Source organism: Streptomyces sp. NPDC057486, from assembly GCF_042802415.1.
Classification (GTDB): Bacteria; Actinomycetota; Actinomycetes; order Streptomycetales; family Streptomycetaceae; genus Streptomyces; species Streptomyces yanii.
This window is the reverse complement of the sequence record NZ_JBHVEE010000115.1, coordinates 1-19,358: the sequence shown is the minus strand read 5'-3', so window position 1 is coordinate 19,358 and position 19,358 is coordinate 1. Positions and strand designations below refer to the sequence as shown.

General features: G+C 71.1%; 18 protein-coding genes. 12 read left to right on the top strand and 6 right to left on the bottom strand.

Annotated features, from left to right (window positions below):
* Positions 1–12: 12 nt before the first annotated feature.
* Positions 13–1,185: an adenylate/guanylate cyclase domain-containing protein gene (locus ACFU6I_RS36445; protein ID WP_384374998.1), complete on the bottom strand. Its 1,173-nt coding sequence runs from the start codon at positions 1,183–1,185 to the stop codon at positions 13–15.
* Between the two features lie 212 nt (positions 1,186–1,397).
* Positions 1,398–2,264, bottom strand: a complete 867-nt coding sequence (locus tag ACFU6I_RS36440; protein WP_384374996.1) for a biotin--[acetyl-CoA-carboxylase] ligase — start codon at positions 2,262–2,264, stop codon at positions 1,398–1,400.
* A 199-nt stretch (positions 2,265–2,463) separates the two neighbouring features.
* Here ACFU6I_RS36440 and ACFU6I_RS36435 point away from each other — a divergent pair, with 199 nt between their 5' ends.
* The 4 genes from ACFU6I_RS36435 (at position 2,464) to ACFU6I_RS36420 (ending at position 5,312) form a co-directional block, all read left to right on the top strand.
* Positions 2,464–4,047, top strand: a complete 1,584-nt coding sequence (locus tag ACFU6I_RS36435) for an acyl-CoA carboxylase subunit beta (RefSeq protein WP_384374993.1) — start codon at positions 2,464–2,466, stop codon at positions 4,045–4,047.
* A gap of 14 nt (positions 4,048–4,061) precedes the next feature.
* Positions 4,062–4,268, top strand: a complete 207-nt coding sequence (locus tag ACFU6I_RS36430) for an acyl-CoA carboxylase subunit epsilon (RefSeq protein WP_345515177.1) — start codon at positions 4,062–4,064, stop codon at positions 4,266–4,268.
* A 158-nt stretch (positions 4,269–4,426) separates the two neighbouring features.
* The gene (mmpB, locus tag ACFU6I_RS36425) at positions 4,427–4,555 is read left to right on the top strand and encodes a morphogenic membrane protein MmpB (RefSeq protein WP_266982230.1); all 129 of its coding nucleotides are present in this window, start codon (positions 4,427–4,429) and stop codon (positions 4,553–4,555) included.
* 145 nt (positions 4,556–4,700) lie between these two features.
* Positions 4,701–5,312, top strand: a complete 612-nt coding sequence (locus tag ACFU6I_RS36420; protein ID WP_376664118.1) for a nucleoside triphosphate pyrophosphatase — start codon at positions 4,701–4,703, stop codon at positions 5,310–5,312.
* Positions 5,313–5,339: 27 nt separating this feature from the next.
* On the opposite strand, the gene ACFU6I_RS36415 is transcribed toward ACFU6I_RS36420, so the two are convergent.
* A complete protein-coding gene (locus tag ACFU6I_RS36415; protein ID WP_384374990.1) occupies positions 5,340–5,807 on the bottom strand; it encodes a hypothetical protein in 468 nt (155 codons plus the stop codon).
* Between the two features lie 412 nt (positions 5,808–6,219).
* Here ACFU6I_RS36415 and ACFU6I_RS36410 point away from each other — a divergent pair, with 412 nt between their 5' ends.
* Both ACFU6I_RS36410 and ACFU6I_RS36405 read left to right on the top strand, forming a co-directional pair.
* A complete protein-coding gene (locus tag ACFU6I_RS36410) occupies positions 6,220–7,974 on the top strand; it encodes an acetyl/propionyl/methylcrotonyl-CoA carboxylase subunit alpha (RefSeq protein WP_384374987.1) in 1,755 nt (584 codons plus the stop codon).
* Between the two features lie 180 nt (positions 7,975–8,154).
* On the top strand, positions 8,155–8,751 hold the full coding sequence (locus tag ACFU6I_RS36405) for a TetR/AcrR family transcriptional regulator (protein ID WP_384374984.1): 597 nt from the start codon (positions 8,155–8,157) through the stop codon (positions 8,749–8,751).
* Between the two features lie 96 nt (positions 8,752–8,847).
* Here the strand turns inward: ACFU6I_RS36405 and ACFU6I_RS36400 are convergent, their stop codons facing one another.
* Together ACFU6I_RS36400 and ACFU6I_RS36395 are read right to left on the bottom strand one after the other, a co-directional pair.
* The gene (locus tag ACFU6I_RS36400; protein ID WP_384374981.1) at positions 8,848–9,810 is read right to left on the bottom strand and encodes a DeoR/GlpR family DNA-binding transcription regulator; all 963 of its coding nucleotides are present in this window, start codon (positions 9,808–9,810) and stop codon (positions 8,848–8,850) included.
* A gap of 177 nt (positions 9,811–9,987) precedes the next feature.
* A complete protein-coding gene (locus ACFU6I_RS36395; protein ID WP_345515169.1) occupies positions 9,988–11,427 on the bottom strand; it encodes an NAD(P)H-quinone dehydrogenase in 1,440 nt (479 codons plus the stop codon).
* 251 nt (positions 11,428–11,678) lie between these two features.
* Here ACFU6I_RS36395 and ACFU6I_RS36390 point away from each other — a divergent pair, with 251 nt between their 5' ends.
* The 3 genes from ACFU6I_RS36390 to ACFU6I_RS36380 all read left to right on the top strand — a co-directional run bounded on the left by ACFU6I_RS36390 (position 11,679) and on the right by ACFU6I_RS36380 (position 14,796).
* On the top strand, positions 11,679–12,116 hold the full coding sequence (locus tag ACFU6I_RS36390; protein WP_266982241.1) for a gamma-glutamylcyclotransferase: 438 nt from the start codon (positions 11,679–11,681) through the stop codon (positions 12,114–12,116).
* Between the two features lie 106 nt (positions 12,117–12,222).
* Positions 12,223–13,047, top strand: a complete 825-nt coding sequence (locus ACFU6I_RS36385) for a purine-nucleoside phosphorylase (protein WP_384374978.1) — start codon at positions 12,223–12,225, stop codon at positions 13,045–13,047.
* A gap of 108 nt (positions 13,048–13,155) precedes the next feature.
* Positions 13,156–14,796: a phospho-sugar mutase gene (locus ACFU6I_RS36380; protein WP_384374975.1), complete on the top strand. Its 1,641-nt coding sequence runs from the start codon at positions 13,156–13,158 to the stop codon at positions 14,794–14,796.
* 368 nt (positions 14,797–15,164) lie between these two features.
* On the opposite strand, the gene ACFU6I_RS36375 is transcribed toward ACFU6I_RS36380, so the two are convergent.
* A complete protein-coding gene (locus ACFU6I_RS36375; protein ID WP_384374972.1) occupies positions 15,165–15,809 on the bottom strand; it encodes a PH domain-containing protein in 645 nt (214 codons plus the stop codon).
* A gap of 136 nt (positions 15,810–15,945) precedes the next feature.
* Between ACFU6I_RS36375 and deoC the strand changes: the two genes are divergently transcribed.
* Genes deoC through ACFU6I_RS36360 form a run of 3 tightly spaced genes read left to right on the top strand, consistent with a single transcriptional unit; the run spans position 15,946 to position 19,314 of the window.
* Positions 15,946–16,908 (top strand): deoxyribose-phosphate aldolase, encoded by a 963-nt coding sequence (gene deoC, locus ACFU6I_RS36370; RefSeq protein ID WP_384375034.1) that lies wholly within the window; start codon positions 15,946–15,948, stop codon positions 16,906–16,908.
* 5 nt (positions 16,909–16,913) lie between these two features.
* Positions 16,914–18,353 (top strand): aldehyde dehydrogenase family protein, encoded by a 1,440-nt coding sequence (locus tag ACFU6I_RS36365; RefSeq protein ID WP_384374969.1) that lies wholly within the window; start codon positions 16,914–16,916, stop codon positions 18,351–18,353.
* The gene (locus ACFU6I_RS36360; protein WP_384374966.1) at positions 18,343–19,314 is read left to right on the top strand and encodes an aldehyde dehydrogenase family protein; all 972 of its coding nucleotides are present in this window, start codon (positions 18,343–18,345) and stop codon (positions 19,312–19,314) included. Before ACFU6I_RS36365 ends, ACFU6I_RS36360 begins: the two co-directional genes overlap by 11 nt.
* The last annotated feature ends 44 nt before the right edge of the window (positions 19,315–19,358 follow it).

Below are 19,358 nucleotides of genomic sequence, written 5' to 3'. Positions count from 1 at the left end.
CCCGGGGCATGGTCAGGACGTACCGCGCCGGGCCAGCAGCCACGGCTCCACCACGCCGAGCCCACGCACCGGCCGCTGCCACATCGGCTGCAGCCCGTACCGGTACTTCGGCACGGCCAGCGGCTCCACGCCGTTCTCGCGCTCCTTCTCGGCCGCCGCGGCCTCCTCCGCCGCCTGCGCCTCGGAGGCCGGGGCATCGCCCGTACGCGTCAGCTCCTCCGCGAACGCGCCGTCCACCAGCACGGCGTCCTTGGGTGCTATCGAGGTGAGCCGGCTGGCGAGGTTCACCGTCGTGCCGAAGACATCGCCCATCCGGGTCGTGACGGTACCGAAGGCGATGCCGACACGGAGCGCGGGCATCGTCTCGTCCTGGGCCATCGCCTCTATCAGGCGCAGCGCGATCTCGGCCGCGGTGCCCGCGTCGTCCGCGGCGAAGAGGACCTCGTCACCGAGGGTCTTGATGAGCCGGCCGCCGTGCGCGGCGACCAGGTCGGCACAGGTCGTCTCGAACGACTCGACGAGCTCGCCGAGCTCCTCCTCCTCCAGCCGCCGGGTCAGCCGGGTGAAGCCGACCAGGTCCGCGAAGCCGACGGCGAGCCTGCGGTCCACCATCTCGTCGTCGTCGGCCGCCTGCACCACCCGGCCGGTCGCGGCGGCGAGCTGGCGCCGCCAGACATAGATGAGGAACTCCTCCAGCTCGGGCAGGAGCAGCTCCACCAGGGGATACGTGACCTCGGTGCGGGTCATGCCGGGCTCGGGCGGCTCGGTCAGCCCCTCCAGGAAGGAATCGATCTGCCATTCCGCCAGCCGGGCGGTGGTCTGCCCGGTGGACCGGGCGACCTGCACCGCCATGGGCTCGCTGAGCAGTCCCGCCTCCACGAGTCCGGCGAGCCGCCGCAGCGCGAGCACGTCCGCCTCGGTCAGCGCCTTCGCCTGCCCGATGTCGGCGAACCCCATGGCGCGCCAGAACCGCGACGCCAGGTCCATCGAGACACCGGCGGTACGGGCCGCCTGGAACGGGGTGTAGCGGCGGTCCGCCCCCAGGATCAGCTGTTCCAGCCGGATCGCGAGGGGATCGTCGGTCGGTTCCGCCGTGTGGTCGACTTCGTGATGCGGCGTCGCGTGGACCGAGGGTTCCGGTGGGGGCTCCGCGCCCGCGCCGGAGCTCGTGTCGTCGACGGTCACCAGCCGCCTCCTGCCCGTTCCCTGCGCACTGCCCTGCCGATCTGTCGGTGGATCGCCTCAACGATACGGCAGGTGTGCGCTACCTCACTAAGTGAGGGCGCCGCGGTACGGGGCCGGTGCGTGGGGGTTCGCTCCCCGGCGGGTGGTTCCCACGGGGACGACGGCCGGATCGGGCGCCCCGGTACGGGGCCGGCGGGACTTCCGGCACACGCCTAGGTGAGGCCGCCCTCCGCGCCCCTCAGGTGGACGATGTCGCCCGCGGACACCGGTTCCTGCAGGCCTTCGTCGGTGGACAGGATCAGGCGGCCGTCGCCGTCGATCGCCACCGCCTCACCGGTGAGGGAGCGGTCGCCGGGGAGCTGGGCGCGTACCCTCCGCCCCAGCGTCGCGCAGCCCGCCGCGTACGCCGCCTGGAGGCCGCTCTCCGCCGCGTCGCCGTCGGCCGAGCGCCATTCCCCGTACCAGTGCTCCAGCGAGCGCAGCACGCCCCGCAGCAGCGTCTCCCGGTCGGTGGAGACCGCTCCGGCCAGGGCGAGGGAGGCGGCATTGGGGGCGGGAAGCTCGTCCGCGTGCAGGGACACATTGACGCCGATACCGACCACGACGCCGTTCGCGGCGCGCTCGGCCAGGATGCCGCCCGCCTTCCGCTCCTCGCCCGCCACCGTGACCAGCAGGTCGTTCGGCCATTTCAGCGCCATGTCGACGCCCGCCGCCTTGGCCAGGCCGGTCGCGGCCGCGACACCGGCGAGCAGCGGCAGCCAGCCCCAGCGATGGACCGGTACGCCGTCGCCGGGCGTCAGGTAGACGGAGAAGAACAGGCCGGAGCGGGCGGGCGCCGTCCAGGTCCGGTCGAGGCGGCCTCGGCCGGCGGTCTGTTCCTCGGCGATCAGGACCGTGCCCTCGGTGAGTTCCGCAGCCCGTCCCGCGAGGTCGGAGTTGGTGGAACCGGTCGTGTCCACGACGTCGAGTGAGGTCCACAGTCCGCCGGGCCGCAGCAGTCCGCGGCGCAGCGCGGGGACGTTCAGGGGCGGCCGGTCCAGGTCCGACCAGCGGTTCTGTGACGCATCCGGAGGTGTCATGCAAGCCACCCTAGGTGTGGCAAACGACGCACTGCCGAACGGTATCCGCGCCGATACGCTACGGATCAGTAGCCATTCCGTACCTTCGGCAGCTGTCCGGCCGGCCGTCCCCGCGCACGCATCGCGCACCCGGCCGCGCACGCAGCCGTAGAACCCACCAGTCAGTCGTCCCCGTGACCAGGCAGGGAGCCGCCACCCGATGTCCGAGCCGGAAGAGATCGACATCCACACCACCGCGGGCAAGATCGCGGACCTGCAGCGCCGTATCGACGAGGCGACCCACGCCGGTTCCGCACGCGCGGTCGAAAAGCAACACGCCAAGGGCAAGTTGACCGCCCGCGAGCGGGTCGATCTCCTGCTCGACCAGGGCTCCTTCGTGGAACTCGACGAATTCGCCCGGCACCGCTCCACCAACTTCGGCATCGAGAAGAACCGCCCGTACGGAGACGGTGTCGTCACCGGCTACGGCACGGTCGACGGCCGCCCCGTCTGCGTGTACTCGCAGGACTTCACCATCTTCGGCGGCTCGCTCGGCGAGGTCTACGGTGAGAAAATCGTCAAGGTGATGGACTTCGCGCTGAAGACCGGCTGCCCGATCATCGGCATCAACGACGGCGGCGGCGCACGGATCCAGGAGGGGGTGGCCGCTCTCGGTCTCTTCGCCGAGATCTTCCGCCGCAATGTGCACGCGTCGGGTGTGGTCCCGCAGATCTCGCTGATCGTCGGACCGTGCGCCGGTGGCGCGGTCTACTCCCCCGCGATCACCGACTTCACCGTCATGGTCGACCAGACCTCGCACATGTTCATCACGGGTCCCGACGTCATCAAGACGGTGACCGGTGAGGACGTCGGCTTCGAGGAACTGGGCGGCGCCCGTACGCACAACACCACCTCGGGTGTGGCGCATCACATGGCGGGGGACGAGAAGGACGCCATCGAGTACGTCAAGTCGCTGCTGTCCTACCTCCCGTCGAACAACCTCTCCGAGGCGCCCGCCTTCCCGGAGGAGGCGGACCTCACGGTGACCGACGAGGACCGTGAGCTCGACACCCTCATCCCGGACTCGGCGAACCAGCCGTACGACATGCACACCGCCATCGAGCATGTGCTGGACGACGGCGAGTTCCTGGAGACTCAGGCCCTGTTCGCGCCGAACATCATCACCGGCTTCGGGCGTGTCGAGGGCTACCCCGTCGGCATCGTCGCCAACCAGCCGATGCAGTTCGCGGGCTGTCTGGACATCAACGCGAGCGAGAAGGCCGCACGCTTCGTCCGCACCTGCGACGCGTTCAACGTGCCCGTGCTGACCTTCGTCGACGTCCCCGGCTTCCTGCCCGGCGTCGACCAGGAGTACGGCGGCATCATCCGGCGCGGCGCCAAGCTGATCTACGCGTACGCGGAGGCGACCGTCCCGCTGATCACGGTGATCACCCGCAAGGCGTTCGGCGGCGCGTACGACGTCATGGGCTCCAAGCACCTGGGCGCCGACATCAACCTCGCCTGGCCGACCGCGCAGATCGCGGTGATGGGCGCGCAGGGTGCGGTGAACATCCTGCACCGCCGCGCGATCGCGGCCGCCGAGGATCAGGAGGCGACCCGCGCCGAGCTGATGGCCGACTACGAGGACGCGCTGCTCAACCCGTACGTGGCGGCCGAACGCGGCTACGTGGACGCGGTGATCATGCCGTCCGACACCCGGGCACACGTGGTGAAGGGGCTGCGCCAGCTGCGCACGAAGCGGGAATCCCTGCCCCCGAAGAAGCACGGCAACATCCCTCTCTAGAAAGGGTCCTGACCATGATCAAGGTCGTACGTGGCAACCCGACCCCGGAGGAGCTGGCCGCCGCACTGGCAGTGGTCCAGGCGCGCGCCGCGGCGACGGCCGCTGTGTCGTCCGGCGCGCCCGCGCAGCCCGAACAGTGGTCCGACCCCGGCCGCATCGCCCGCCGGGAGCGCCACCGGCCCGGCCCGCGGGCCTGGGCGCGCACGTACTGGCCGGGATAGCCGTCCGGCCCCGCACGGTGTCATCGGAGGCCCGGAACCCGCCACCGGGGGTTCGGGCCTCCGCCGTGCGGCCGCGGAACGATCTGGTCCGTACGCACCAGGGCGGCTGAGTACCCGTACTCAGGCGCCGCGGGGGCGGCCGCAGCAGGATCGGGACCATGCTGTGGTCCGACCCCGAGAACAAGCCTCCGAAAGAGCTGCGCGACGCACAGGACATGATGCGACGCGTCTGGCTGGTGCTTGCGCTCGCCATGGTCGTCGCGATGCTGGCGCTCGGCACGCGCTGACGCCGTGGGCGCCCGGTGCCGCGGCGCGCGTCATGGCGGCGGATGCCCGGTGGCGCGGCGCGTGCCGCAGTCGTGGCCGCCCGGCGCCGTGGCGTGCGCCGCGGCCGTGGACGCGTGGTACTGCGGCGCGCCGGGCCCTTCTACGATGGCCGGTATGACTGATCAGCGCCGTCTCGTGCTCGCCTCCGCCTCCCCCGCCCGTCTCGGTCTGCTGCGCCAGGCAGGCTTCGCACCCGAGGTGATCGTCAGCGGTGTGGACGAGGACGCGTTGACCGCCCCGACGCCGGGCGAGCTGGCGCTCGTCCTCGCCGAGGCGAAAGCCGCCGCCGTGGCCGGCCGCCCGGAGGCCGCGGGGGCCCTGGTCGTCGGGTGCGACTCGGTCCTCGAACTCGACGGCGAGGCGCTCGGGAAGCCGGCCGACAGCGAGGACGCCACCGCCCGCTGGAAGTCCATGCGCGGCCGGTCCGGGATCCTGCAGACCGGCCACAGCGTGATCGACACGGCGACCGGGCGTACGGCGTCCGCGACGGCGTCCACCGTCGTCCGGTTCGGTGAGCCGACGGACGCCGAGATCGCTGCCTACGTCGCCTCGGGCGAGCCGCTCCATGTCGCGGGTGCCTTCACTCTGGACGGGCGCTCGGCACCGTTCGTCGACTCCATCGAGGGCGACCACGGCAATGTCATCGGGCTCTCGCTGCCGCTGCTGCGCCGACTCCTGGGCGAACTGGGTTTCTCCGTCACCGACTTGTGGGTCTGACGCGCACGGCTGACGCGCACAGGCGGGTCACGCGGGCGCCGGAGCACCCTCTTCGGCGCCGCCGTTCCCGTCCGCCTCGCCGTCGCTCTTCTCGCGCGCGGTCCCGTACGCCACCAGAGTCAGCACGATGAGTCCGAGTACGACCATCATGAAGGCGAACGCGGCCCAGCCGACCAGCCCCACGGTCAGCGCGCCCAGCACCCCGTGCACCACGGCGCAGCTGATCAGGGCGAACCGGCCGACCCGGCCGGGGTCCCGGTCACGGATGCCGGTCAGCAGCAGGACGAGACCGCACAGCAGCAGATAGAGGCCGGCGACGCCGCCCATCGCCCATGCTCCGGCGGACATGGCGGCGGGGTCGAGCCCGGCCAGCGACATCTCCTGGTTGTCGACGACCGTCGCCAGGATGCCGTTGACGAGCACCATGCCCGCGGCTTCCACGAACAGCACGATCGCGGCCGCGAAAGCCACCGGTCTGCGCACCACGGCGCTCACCCCCTGTTACCTGCAGTACGTGCGATAGCGCGGACCCTACTAACGGGTAATCCTTCGGACAAGAGTTCAGACCGCCCTGCCTGCCTCTTTTCGCACCCGGGCATGGATCACACTCGGCACACGGACCCCGCGTTGTCGCGCCCCTCGTGCGTCGCGCAAAGAAAACCCCGCCCATTAGTAGGTATTCCACAAAGAAACGCCGGGAGCTGTCGTTCCTGTGAACAGAGACCTGGACCACACCTCGTGGCTACTGTGCGGTCATGAAACCCGGCGTACCGTGGTGCCACAAGGGATTTCGCGCTTCGAGCAGGCCTCGAATCACGCTCCGTGTGGGCAAGCTCACCAATGGGGACGGGTCGTAAGGCCGTGTCGGTAGTCCCTAAACTCAGCTTGTTTCAAGGAGGGAGCCATCGTGCGCAAGGTGCTCATCGCCAATCGTGGCGAAATTGCTGTCCGTGTTGCTCGGGCATGCCGGGATGCCGGGATCGGGAGCGTGGCCGTCTACGCCGACCCGGACCGGGACGCTCTGCATGTGCGTGCGGCCGACGAGGCATTCGCTCTGGGCGGTGACACCCCGGCCGCCAGCTATCTGGACATGGCCAAGGTGCTGCAGGCTGCCAAGGACTCGGGGGCGGACGCGATCCACCCGGGCTACGGCTTCCTGTCGGAGAACGCCGAGTTCGCCCAGGCCGTGCTGGACGCCGGGCTGACCTGGATCGGTCCCCCGCCGCAGGCGATCCGCGACCTGGGTGACAAGGTCGCCGCCCGCCACATCGCGCAGCGCGCCGGTGCGCCGCTGGTCGCCGGCACCCCGGACCCGGTGTCGGGTTCCGCGGAGGTCGTGGCGTTCGCCGAGGAGCACGGGCTGCCGATCGCGATCAAGGCGGCGTTCGGCGGTGGCGGTCGCGGGCTGAAGGTGGCCCGGACGCTGGAGGAGATCCCGGAGCTGTACGACTCCGCCGTCCGTGAGGCGGTCGCGGCGTTCGGGCGCGGGGAGTGCTTCGTGGAGCGCTACCTCGACAAGCCGCGGCATGTGGAGACGCAGTGCCTGGCCGACTCCCACGGCAATGTGGTGGTCGTGTCGACGCGTGACTGCTCGCTGCAGCGCCGCCACCAGAAGCTGGTGGAGGAGGCTCCCGCGCCGTTCCTGTCCCAGGCGCAGAACGCGGAGCTGTACGCGGCGTCGAAGGCGATCCTGAAGGAGGCCGGGTACGTCGGTGCGGGCACCGTGGAGTTCCTGGTCGGTATGGACGGCACGATCTCGTTCCTGGAGGTCAACACCCGTCTGCAGGTCGAGCACCCGGTCACCGAGGAGGTCAGCGGTCTCGACCTGGTCCGGGAGATGTTCCGGATCGCGGACGGCGAGAAGCTCGGCTACGACGACCCGGCGGTGCGCGGACACTCGTTCGAGTTCCGGATCAACGGTGAGGACCCGGGCCGCGGCTTCCTGCCCGCCCCGGGCACGGTGACGGTGTTCGCACCGCCGACCGGTCCGGGTGTCCGCCTGGACGCGGGCGTCGAGTCCGGCTCGGTGATCGGTCCGGCGTGGGACTCGCTGCTGGCGAAGCTCATCGTGACCGGTGCCACGCGTGAGCAGGCCCTGCAGCGGGCGGCGCGCGCGCTGGCCGAGTTCAACGTCGAGGGCATGGCCACCGCGATCCCGTTCCACCGCGCGGTCGTCACCGACCCGGCGTTCACCAGCGACCCGTTCCGCGTCCACACCCGCTGGATCGAGACCGAGTTCGTCAACGAGATCAAGCCCTTCGCCGCTCCCGCCGACGCGGAGGCGGAGGAGGAGTCGGGCCGCGAGACGGTCGTCGTCGAGGTCGGCGGCAAGCGTCTCGAGGTCTCCCTGCCCTCCTCGCTGGGCATGAGCCTGGCCCGCACCGGACTCGCCGCGGGCGCCAAGCCCAAGCGCCGCGCGGCGAAGAAGACCGGCTCCGCGGCCTCCGGCGACACCCTCGCCTCGCCCATGCAGGGCACCATCGTCAAGATCGCCGTCGAGGAGGGCCAGCAGGTCCAGGAAGGCGACCTGATCGTCGTCCTCGAAGCCATGAAGATGGAGCAGCCCCTCAACGCCCACCGCGCCGGAACGATCAAGGGTCTGGCCGCCGCGGTCGGCGGCTCGGTCTCGTCCGGCGCCGTGATCTGCGAGATCAAGGACTGATTCGCCGATCCGTGACGGGGCCCCTGCGGAGTCGTACGAACGACTCCGTGGGGGCCCTTGTCGTCTGTCGGCTCCGCCCCGGTGTCGCGGCGGGTTCCGGTCCGGCCCCGACGGGGAGGAGGCCTGCGTTTCCGCAATGGCATCCTGGACCCCGGGGGCGGAAAAAGGGAGGACTGCGCAATGGCGATGAGCACGGCACAGACGCCGGGCCGGCCCATGCGCGCCGACGCGCGGCGCAATTACGACCGGTTGCTCTGCGAGGCCCGTACGGCGTTCGCGGAGCACGGCACCGATGCCTCGCTGGAAGACATCGCGCGCCGGGCGGGCGTGGGGATCGGCACGCTGTACCGGCACTTCCCGAACCGGCACGCGCTGATGAGCGCGGTGTTCCAGGAAGCGGTCGCCTCACTGCTCGCCCGCTCCCACGAGCTGGCGAAGGCGGATCCGTGCGGGGGCCTGGTGGACTGGCTCGGCGCAATCATCACCCATGCGGGTGAGTACCGCGGGCTCGCGCAGGCACTCATGTCGACGTCGGGGGACGAGACTTCGGCCCTGTCCGAATGCAACGTGCCGCTGCGCGAGGCGGGGGCACGGCTGCTCGCACGGGCACAGGCGAGTGGGACGGTACGGGCGGACGTGTCGATCGGCGACCTGATGCAGCTGACGAATGCGATCGCGCTGGCGGCGGAGCAGGCGCCGGAGGATCCGGCGTTGGCCGGGCGACTGCTGACACTGACGTTGCAGGGACTGAAGGGGCCGCGGGCGGCGGCGGGCTGAGACTGCTCCTCGATCGCGGGAGGGGCCGGGTTCCGTCGGCCCCATCAGGCCCGTTCGACACTTGAGCGCGGGGTTCGGGGCGGTGCCCCGATGGACTCAGCGGCGCCGGAGATCCGCCACGCGAGACCGGTCGCCCGGGGACTGGTCCGTCAGGGTCGAAGCCGCGCTGCGCAGTTGCGGCCCCGGACCGCTGTGCGTGCGCCGCTGACCGGGCAGGGGCATGTCGCGGCGCGCCTGGCGCCCCGACGAGTGGGAGTCGGCCCCGACCGGCCCCATCCCCGCCCCGGCCACCGCGATCTGTACGCCCTGGTCGGCCAGCGCCTGCAACTCGGTGGCGGACCGCTCGTCGTGGGCCGGAGGTTCGTCCGTCACCAGACGGGTGATCAGGTCCGTGGGCACCGTCTGGAACATCGTGTCGGAGCCGAGCTTGGTGTGGTCGGCCAGGACCACCACCTCCGCGGCGGCCTGCACCAACGCCCGGTCGACGCTCGCCGAGAGCATGTTGGACGTGGACAGCCCCCGTTCCGCGGTGAGTCCGCTCCCGGACAGGAACGCGCGCGACACCCGCAGCCCCTGGAGCGACTGCTCCGCGCCGCTGCCCACCAGGGCGTAGTTGGAACCGCGCAGGGTGCCTCCGGTCATCACCACCTCCACCCGGTTGGCATGGGCCAACGCCTGGGCGACCAGGAGTGAGTTGGTGACGACGGTCAGGCCGGGGATCCGCGCGAGCCGGCGGGCCAGCTCCTGCGTGGTCGTGCCTGCTCCGACCACAATGGCCTCGCCCTCTTCGACGAGACCGGCGGCCAGGTCGGCGATGGCCGTCTTCTCCGCGGTGGCGAGATGGGATTTCTGCGGAATGCCGGACTCCCGCGTAAAACCGCCCGGCAAGACCGCACCGCCATGCCGGCGGTCGAGGAGTCCTTCTGCCTCCAGCGCCCGCACGTCCCGCCGTACGGTCACTTCGGAGGTCTGGACGACGCGGGCGAGCTCACGGAGCGATACCGCCCCGTTGGCGCGCACCATTTCGAGGATCAATTGACGACGTTCTGCAGCGAACACGAAACTGACAGTAACGTGACCACCCGAGAGTTTTCAGCAGTTTGCGCCGAATAACAGAAGTTGCACACACAAGGGGCCGCCAAGTGATATAGGCGGCCCCGTTGTTGTTCGCTACTGATCGCCCGACGGCCTCCCACCGGCCTGAGTTGCCAGGGGTTGCCGGGGAATGCCGGGTTCCTACGCCTCGCCGGCCCGCTTCCGGGTGTGCAACTGCCGTGCCACTTCGGCGATCGATCCCGACAGGGACGGGTACACAGTGAAAGCGTTTGCGATCTGTTCCACCGTCAGATTGTTGTCCACCGCGATCGAGATGGGGTGGATCAGCTCGCTGGCCCGCGGCGCGACGACACAGCCGCCGACCACGATGCCGGTGCCGGGCCGGCAGAAGATCTTGACGAAGCCGTCCCGGATGCCCTGCATCTTGGCGCGCGGGTTGCGCAGCAGCGGCAGCTTCACCACGCGTGCGTCGATCGCGCCGGAGTCGACGTCCGCCTGCGTGTAGCCGACGGTGGCGATCTCCGGGTCGGTGAAGACGTTCGAGGAGACGGTCTTCAGATTCAGCGGGGCCACCGCGTCACCGAGGAAGTGGTACATCGCGATCCGCCCCTGCATCGCGGCGACCGAGGCCAGGGCGAAGATGCCGGTGACGTCACCGGCCGCGTACACGCCGGGGGCGCTGGTGCGGGAGACCTTGTCGGTCCAGATGTGGCCGGAATCCTTGAGCCGGACCCCGGCCTCCTCCAGACCCATGCCCGCGCTGTTCGGGATCGCGCCGACCGCCATCAGACAGTGCGAACCGGTGATCACGCGGCCGTCGGCGAGGGTGACCTCGACCCGGTCGCCGACCCGCTTCGCCGCCTGGGCGCGCGAGCGCGCCATGACGTTCATGCCACGGCGCCGGAAGACGTCCTCCAGCACGGCGGCGGCGTCCGGGTCCTCGCCCGGCAGCACCCGGTCGCGGGACGAGACGAGCGTGACGCGGGAACCGAGTGCCTGGTAGGCGCCGGCGAACTCGGCACCGGTGACACCGGAGCCGACCACGATGAGCTCCTCGGGGAGCTCGTCGAGGTCGTAGACCTGGGTCCAGTTCAGAATGCGCTCGCCGTCGGGGAGCGCGTCCGGGATCTCCCGGGGGTGACCGCCGGTCGCGATCAGCACGGCGTCGGCGGTGAGCCTCTCCTCCGTGCCGTCGGCCACGGTCACGACGACCGTGCGGGAGCCGTCGGCGGCCTGGAGGCCCTCCAGACGCCCGCGGCCACGCATCACCCGGGCCCCCGCACGGGTGACGGAGGCGGTGATGTCGTGGGACTGGGCGAGCGCCAGGCGCTTCACCCGTCGATTGACCTTGCCGAGGTCGACGCCGACCACCCGGGCCGCCTGCTCGATGTGCGGCGTGTCGTCGGCGACGATGATGCCCAACTCCTCGTACGAAGAGTCGAAGGTGGTCATCACCTCTGCCGTCGCGATCAGGGTCTTGGAGGGCACGCAGTCGGTGAGTACCGACGCGCCGCCGAGGCCGTCGCAGTCGACGACGGTCACCTCCGCGCCGAGCTGGGCGCCCACCAGTGCCGCCTCGTAGCCGCCGGGTCCGCCGCCGATGATCACGATCCGGGTCACAAAAAAGTCCGCCTCGCGTATGTCATCCCGCGGCCGTCTGCCGCCCCGGCCGGGGGTCCGGGGGATCACCCCGGGGGTATGCAGTACGTACTCCATTGTCCCGCACGCGCCAACATGCTTCGCCCCGGGGCCCTCCATACGGGAGCCAGGACGGCGAAAGGGGCGCGGCGGGGTCCCCTCGCGGAGGCGCCGACCGGGTCTTCCTCACAGGAATCGCCGCTCCCGGGGTCACCTCCCGTACCCTCGACCCCATGTCGCTCTACGCCGCGTACGCCGGCAACCTCGACGCGCGGCTGATGACGCGCCGCGCACCGCATTCCCCGCTGCGCGGCACGGGCTGGCTCAACGGCTGGCGGCTGACCTTCGGCGGGGAGCAGATGGGCTGGGAAGGCGCGCTGGCCACGGTGGTGGAGGCGCCGCGCTCGCAGGTCTTCGTGGCGCTGTACGACATCGCGCCGATGGACGAGGACTCCATGGACCGCTGGGAGGGTGTCGGCCTCGACATCTACCGGCGGATGCGGGTCCGGGTGCACACCCTGGACGGCGAGGAGCCGGCCTGGATGTACGTACTGAACGGGTACGAGGGCGGGCTGCCGTCCGCCCGCTATCTGGGCGAGATCGCTGACGCCGCCGAGTCGGCGGGCGCACCGCACGACTATGTGATGGAGCTGCGCAAACACCCCTGCTGAGGCGCGACGCCGCCGCCCGGTTCTGTGTGAAAGTACAAAGAGTCGCGTGGAGACTCTGCGCAGGGGCATCTACGCGCGTAGGGAATCACCGGCTACCCTCATCCGCGTGAACGCATCTGTTATTCCGGACAACATCCAGGGCGACCCGCACGCCGCCGCCGCCGACGCCGCTGCCCGCCTGCGCGAGCTGACCGGTGCCGAGACCCACGACGTCGCACTCGTGATGGGTTCCGGCTGGGCACCTGCGGGCGACGCGCTCGGCACTCCGGAGGCCGAGTTCCCGGTGACCGAACTTCCCGGCTTCCCGGCACCCGCCGTCCAGGGCCACGGCGGCACGATCCGCTCGTACCTGATCGGCGAGAAGCGCGCCCTGGTCTTCCTCGGCCGCACGCACTTCTACGAGGGCCGCGGCGTCGCCGCCGTCGCGCACGGGGTCCGTACCGCTGTCGCCGCGGGCTGCAAGACAGTCGTCCTGACGAACGGCTGCGGCGGTCTGCGCGAGGGCATGCGCCCCGGACAGCCGGTCCTGATCAGCGACCACATCAACCTGACCGCGGCGTCCCCGATCGTCGGCGCCAACTTCGTCGACCTGACCGACCTGTACTCGCCGCGGCTGCGCGCGCTGTGCAAGGAGGTCGACGACACCCTCGAAGAGGGCGTGTACGTGCAGTTCCCCGGCCCGCACTACGAGACCCCGGCCGAGATCAACATGGTCCGGGTGATGGGCGGCGACCTGGTCGGCATGTCCACGGTGCTCGAAGCCATTGCCGCGCGGGAGGCGGGGGCGGAGGTGCTGGGCATCTCGCTCGTCACGAATCTGGCTGCCGGACTGAGCGGGGAGCCGCTGAACCACGAAGAGGTACTGCAGGCAGGACGGGACTCGGCGACCCGGATGGGGTCGTTGCTCGCGCAGGTGCTCGAGCGCATCTGACCGGGCGTCGCCCTGCGGCGGGCGGTGTCTGCCGCCCGGGACGGCCCCGCGCGGCGTGCCACCCACCCGCACCCGGAAAACACCTCACCCCGCAGAAAGGCGGACACCGTGCAGCAGGACCTCATCACGCAGGCCAGGACCTGGCTCGTCGAGGACCCCGACCCCGAGACCCGCGACGAGCTCGCCAAGCTCATCGACGCCGAGGACCTCGACGCGCTCGCCGCACGGTTCGCGGGCACGCTGCAGTTCGGTACCGCCGGGCTCCGCGGTGAGCTGGGGGCCGGGCCGATGCGGATGAACCGGTCCGTCGTCATCCGCGCCGCAGCCGGGCTCGCCGCCCATCTGAAGGCGAAGGGGCAGACCGGCGGCACGGTCGTCATCGGGTACGACGCCCGGTACAAGTCCGCCGACTTCGCCCGCGACACCGCGGCCGTGATGACGGGTGCGGGTCTGCGCGCGGCAGTCCTCCCCCGCCCGCTCCCGACCCCCGTCCTGGCGTATGCGATACGTCACCTGGGCGCCGTCGCGGGCGTCGAGGTGACCGCGAGCCACAATCCGCCGCGCGACAACGGCTACAAGGTCTATCTGGGCGACGGCTCGCAGATCGTGCCCCCGGCGGACGGGGAGATCGCCGACGCGATCGCCGCGGTCGGCCCGCTGGCCGGCGTGGACCGGCCGGAGAGCGGCTGGGAGATCCTCGGCGACGAGGTCCTGGACGCCTATCTGGCCCGTACGGACGCGGTGCTCGACGCCGGGTCCCCGCGTACCGCCCAGGTCGTGTACACCGCCATGCACGGCGTCGGCACGTCCGTCCTGACCGCGGCCTTCGCCCGCGCCGGGTTCCCGGAGCCGGTGCTCGTCGCCGAGCAGGCGGAGCCCGACCCGGCGTTCCCGACCGTCGCGTTCCCGAACCCGGAGGAGCCGGGGGCGATGGATCTCGCGTTCGCCACCGCCCGGCGCGCGCACCCGGACATCGTCATCGCCAATGACCCGGACGCGGACCGCTGCGCCGTCGCCGTCCCGGACCCGTCCGTTGACGGCGGCTGGCGGATGCTGCGCGGCGACGAGGTCGGCGCGCTGCTCGCCGCCCATCTGGTCGCCCGCGGTGCCACCGGTGTCTTCGCCGAGTCGATCGTGTCGTCGTCGCTGCTCGGCAGGATCGCCGAGAAGGCGGGGAACGGGTACGAGGAGACGCTGACCGGCTTCAAGTGGATCGCCCGCGTCGAAGGCCTGCGGTACGGGTACGAGGAGGCGCTCGGCTACTGCGTCGACCCCGACGGCGTACGTGACAAGGACGGCATCACGGCCGCACTGCTCGTCGCCGAGCTGGCCTCCGTGCTCAAGGAGCAGGGGCGCACGCTGCTCGATCTCCTCGACGACATCGCTGTCGAGCACGGGCTGCACGCCACCGACCAGCTCTCGGTCCGGGTGGAGGACCTGTCGGTCATCGCGGACGCCATGCGGCGGCTGCGCGAGGCCCCGCCGACCGCGCTCGCGGGGCTCGCCGTCACCTCGGCCGAGGATCTGTCGGAGGGCACGGAACAGCTGCCGCCCACCGACGGACTCCGCTACCACCTTCAGGGTGCCCGGGTGATCGTCCGGCCGAGCGGCACCGAGCCGAAGCTCAAGTGCTACCTGGAGGTCGTGGTGCCGGTCGGTTCGGCGGACGACCTGCCCGCCGCGCGGGCCAAGGGCGCGGAACTCCTCGCGGGAATCACGAGGGATCTGTCGGCGGCCGCCGGGATCTGAGCACGAGCGCCCCTTCGTACATGCGGAGGAATCGGGTACGGCGGTTGCCGCAGCCCTCCGCCTCCTTTCCCGGTCATCGGCCCGGGCCGGGAAGGGGCCGACCCGGCTTCCCCGCACCCAGCCGTCCCCGCTGTCCCGATTGTCCCCGCCTCCCGTCCGCGCAGCCGCCGGTCACGGGAGGCGGTGGCGCGGGGGGCCGGGCCCTGCGGTCCAGGACGTCGTCGCTCGCGGATCGGCGCGCGTCGTCGGACGCGGTGCATCACAGGGCGGAGGGGCATCCTCACACGGGGCGTACCCGGGCGCTCCGACGGAGCAGCGGGGTGCCGCAGCCGTCGTCGTGCGCCGGCCGGCGACGAGCAGGACAGCCCTCAGCCCAGCGCCAGCAGCACCACCAGCAGCACAGCCCCCGCGACCGACGGCGCAATCACCTCGTACGCCCACCGCACGACGACCGCCTCGGCGCCACCGGCGCCACCCGAGCCGCCCCCACCCTGCTCGGCCATCTCGCGCAGATCCGCCACCGTCCGGTCCGCCCCGGCGAACCGCGCCTTCGTGTCCCGCACATCCGCATGCACCGACGTGCGCCGGTACGGATCGTCCTGCGACTGGCGCGACTGCTGCCGTGCCGCCTTCTTGCGCTGCCGCAGCGACACCGGCACCGCCCACAGCTGGTACTTCGCGCCGTCCTGGGTGAACAGTTCGGTGGAGTACCCGGCCCGCACGTCCGCGACCGCCGGCCACGGCGCCGTGATCGTCCGGAACGGGTTGCGGATCCGGATCCGCTCCTTGTTCACCGACACCACCGGTCGCAGAGTGAACGCGACGATCAGCGGCACAGCCGTCAGCAGCCCGGCCAGGGCGAGCCACGGCGTCCGCCCCTCACCCCTGATCAGGGCGTCCACGCCGAGCCAGCCGACCAGCAGGAGCAGCAGGGCGCCGCCCACCATCCCGGCGGGCGACCGGAAGGTCCGGTCGGCGTAGGAGGGCTCGGTGGGAGGTGTGGGGCTCGTCATGAGGCCGATTCTGCCTGACGTGCGGGGGCCCCGCCGGGGCGGCCACCCCGCACCCGCACGGGCACTGCGCTCCACGCCGGTGCCCCCTCCCCCCTGTACAGGCCGCTACGCGCGTAGATATGCTCATCTGGTGACCATGCCCACCACTGCACCCGCATTCTCCGACGCCACCGCGTCCGACGGTGCGCTGCGCCGCTTCCTGCACGGGCTGCCCGGCGTCGACGCCGTCGGCCTCGAAGCGCGCGCCGCGTCCCTCGGAACCCGTTCGATCAAGACGACGGCCAAGGCGTACGCCATCGACCTCGCCATCTCGATGATCGACCTGACGACGCTGGAAGGCGCGGACACTCCGGGCAAGGTCCGGGCTCTCGCCGCCAAGGCCGTCAATCCCGACCCGACCGACCGCACGACCCCGCACACCGCCGCGGTCTGCGTCTATCCCGACATGGCGGCGACGGCCGCCGCCGCGCTGGCCGGTTCCGGCGTGAAGGTGGCGTCCGTCGCGACGGCCTTCCCCGCCGGGCGCGCCGCGCTCGACGTGAAGCTCGCGGACGTCCGCGACGCCGTTGCCGCCGGGGCCGACGAGATCGACATGGTGATCGACCGGGGCGCCTTCCTCGCCGGCCACTATCTCAAGGTGTACGAGGAGATCCTCGCCGTAAAGGCCGAGTGCGCCCGTGCCGACGGCACCGACGCGCGCCTCAAGGTCATCTTCGAGACCGGAGAGCTGTCCACCTACGACAACATCCGCCGCGCCTCCTGGCTCGGCATGCTGGCGGGCGCGGACTTCATCAAGACGTCGACCGGCAAGGTCGGGACCAACGCCACGCCCGCGAACACCCTCCTGATGCTGGAGGCCGTGCGCGACTTCCGGGAGCAGACCGGTGTGCAGATCGGTGTGAAGCCCGCGGGCGGCATCCGCACCTCCAAGGACGCGATCAAGTTCCTCGTCCTGGTCAACGAGACCGTCGGCGAGGACTGGCTGGACAACCACTGGTTCCGCTTCGGCGCCTCCAGCCTGCTGAACGATCTGCTGATGCAGCGTCAGAAGCTCAGCACCGGCCGTTACTCCGGCCCCGATTACGTGACGGTGGACTGATCACCATGGCATCTGCATTCGAGTACGCACCCGCCCCCGAGTCGCGGTCGGTCGTCGACATCGCGCCGTCGTACGGCCTCTTCATCGACGGCGAGTTCACCGACGCGGCCGACGGCAAGGTCTTCAAGACGGTCTCCCCGTCGTCCGAGGAGGTCCTCTCCGAGGTCGCGCAGGCCGGCGCCGCGGACGTGGACCGGGCCGTGAAGGCGGCCCGCAAGGCGTTCGAGAAGTGGTCGGCGCTGCCGGGCTCCGAGCGCGCCAAGTACCTGTTCCGGATCGCCCGGATCATTCAGGAGCGCTCCCGCGAGCTCGCCGTCCTCGAAACCCTCGACAACGGCAAGCCGATCAAGGAGACCCGCGACGCGGACCTCCCGCTGGTCGCGGCGCACTTCTTCTACTACGCGGGCTGGGCCGACAAGCTCGACCACGCGGGCTACGGCGCGAACCCCCGTCCGCTCGGCGTCGCGGGCCAGGTCATCCCGTGGAACTTCCCGCTGCTGATGCTGGCCTGGAAGATCGCCCCGGCGCTCGCCACCGGCAACACCGTGGTCCTGAAGCCCGCCGAGACGACCCCCCTCTCCGCGCTCTTCTTCGCGGACATCTGCCGCCAGGCGGGCCTCCCGAAGGGTGTCGTGAACATCCTCACCGGGTACGGGGACGCGGGCGCGGCCCTCGTCCAGCACCCGGACGTCGACAAGGTCGCCTTCACCGGCTCGACCGCGGTCGGCAAGGCGATCGCACGCCAGGTCGCCGGTACGGACAAGAAGGTCACTCTGGAGCTGGGCGGCAAGGGCGCCAACATCGTCTTCGACGACGCCCCGATCGACCAGGCCGTCGAAGGCATCGTCACCGGCATCTTCTTCAACCAGGGCCAGGTCTGCTGCGCGGGCTCGCGTCTCCTCGTCCAGGAGTCGATCCAGGACGAGTTGCTGGACTCCTTGAAGCGCCGGCTGTCCACGCTGCGCCTCGGCGACCCGCTGGACAAGAACACCGACATCGGCGCGATCAACTCCCAGGAGCAGCTCTCCCGGATCACGGCGCTGGTCGAGACGGGCGAGGCGGAGGGCGCCGAACGCTGGTCGGCCCCCTGCGATCTCCCCTCGTCCGGCTACTGGTTCGCCCCGACGCTGTTCACGAACGTCACCCAGGCGCACACCATCGCCCGCGACGAGATCTTCGGCCCGGTGCTGTCCATCCTGTCGTTCCGTACGCCGGACGAGGCGGTCGCCAAGGCCAACAACAGCCAGTACGGCCTGTCGGCCGGCATCTGGACGGAGAAGGGCTCCCGCATCCTCGCGGTGGCGAACAAGCTCCGGGCGGGCGTCGTCTGGGCCAACACGTTCAACAAGTTCGACCCGACCTCGCCGTTCGGCGGTTACAAGGAGTCGGGCTTCGGCCGCGAAGGCGGCCGTCACGGCCTGGAGGCGTACCTCGATGTCCGATAACCGTCTGAGTGTCTTCAAGACCTACAAGCTGTACGTCGGGGGCAAGTTCCCCCGCTCCGAGAGCGGCCGGGTGTACGAGGTGACGGCGAAGGCATCTGCCGCTGACGCGGCGGGCAAGGGCACGTGGCTGGCGAACGCCCCGCAGGCCTCCCGCAAGGACGCACGGGACGCGGTCGTGGCCGCCCGCAAGGCGTTCGGCGGCTGGTCGGGCGCGACGGCGTACAACCGCGGCCAGATCCTCTACCGCATCGCGGAGATGCTGGAGGGCCGCAAGCACCAGTTCGTACGGGAAGTGGCGGACGCGGAAGGGCTGTCGAAGTCCAAGGCGGCGGCCGCCGTGGACGCGGCGATCGACCGCTGGGTCTGGTACGCGGGCTGGACCGACAAGATCGGCCAGATCGTGGGCGGGGCGAACCCGGTCGCGGGCCCGTTCTTCAACCTGTCCACGCCCGAGCCGACGGGCGTGGTCGCGGTCGTCGCGCCGCAGAAGTCGTCGTTCCTGGGCCTGGTCTCCGTCGTCGCGCCGGTGATCGCGACCGGCAACACGGCGGTCGTCATCGCGTCCGCCGACGCCCCGCTCCCGGCGCTGTCCCTGGGCGAGGTGCTGGCCACCTCCGACCTGCCGGGCGGTGTGGTGAACATCCTGTCCGGGAGGACGGCGGAGCTCGCGACCCCGCTCGCGTCCCACCAGGACGTGAACGCGATCGATCTCACGGGCGCCGACGCCGATCTGGCGAAGGAGCTGGAGATCGCGGCGGCGGACAACCTGAAGCGCGTTCTCCGCCCACCCGTCTCCCGCCACCACCCCGAGAACGAAGCGCAGGGCTCCGACCGTCCACAGGCTGTGGACGGAGACGACTGGTCTGCCGCCCCGGGCACGCACCGCCTGACGGCCTTCCTGGAGACCAAGACGGTCTGGCACCCCACGGGTGCGCTCGGCGCCTCGGGTTCCTCCTACTGACCGACGCGGCTGCGGCCCGCCCCTCCGGCAACCTTGCGGAGGGG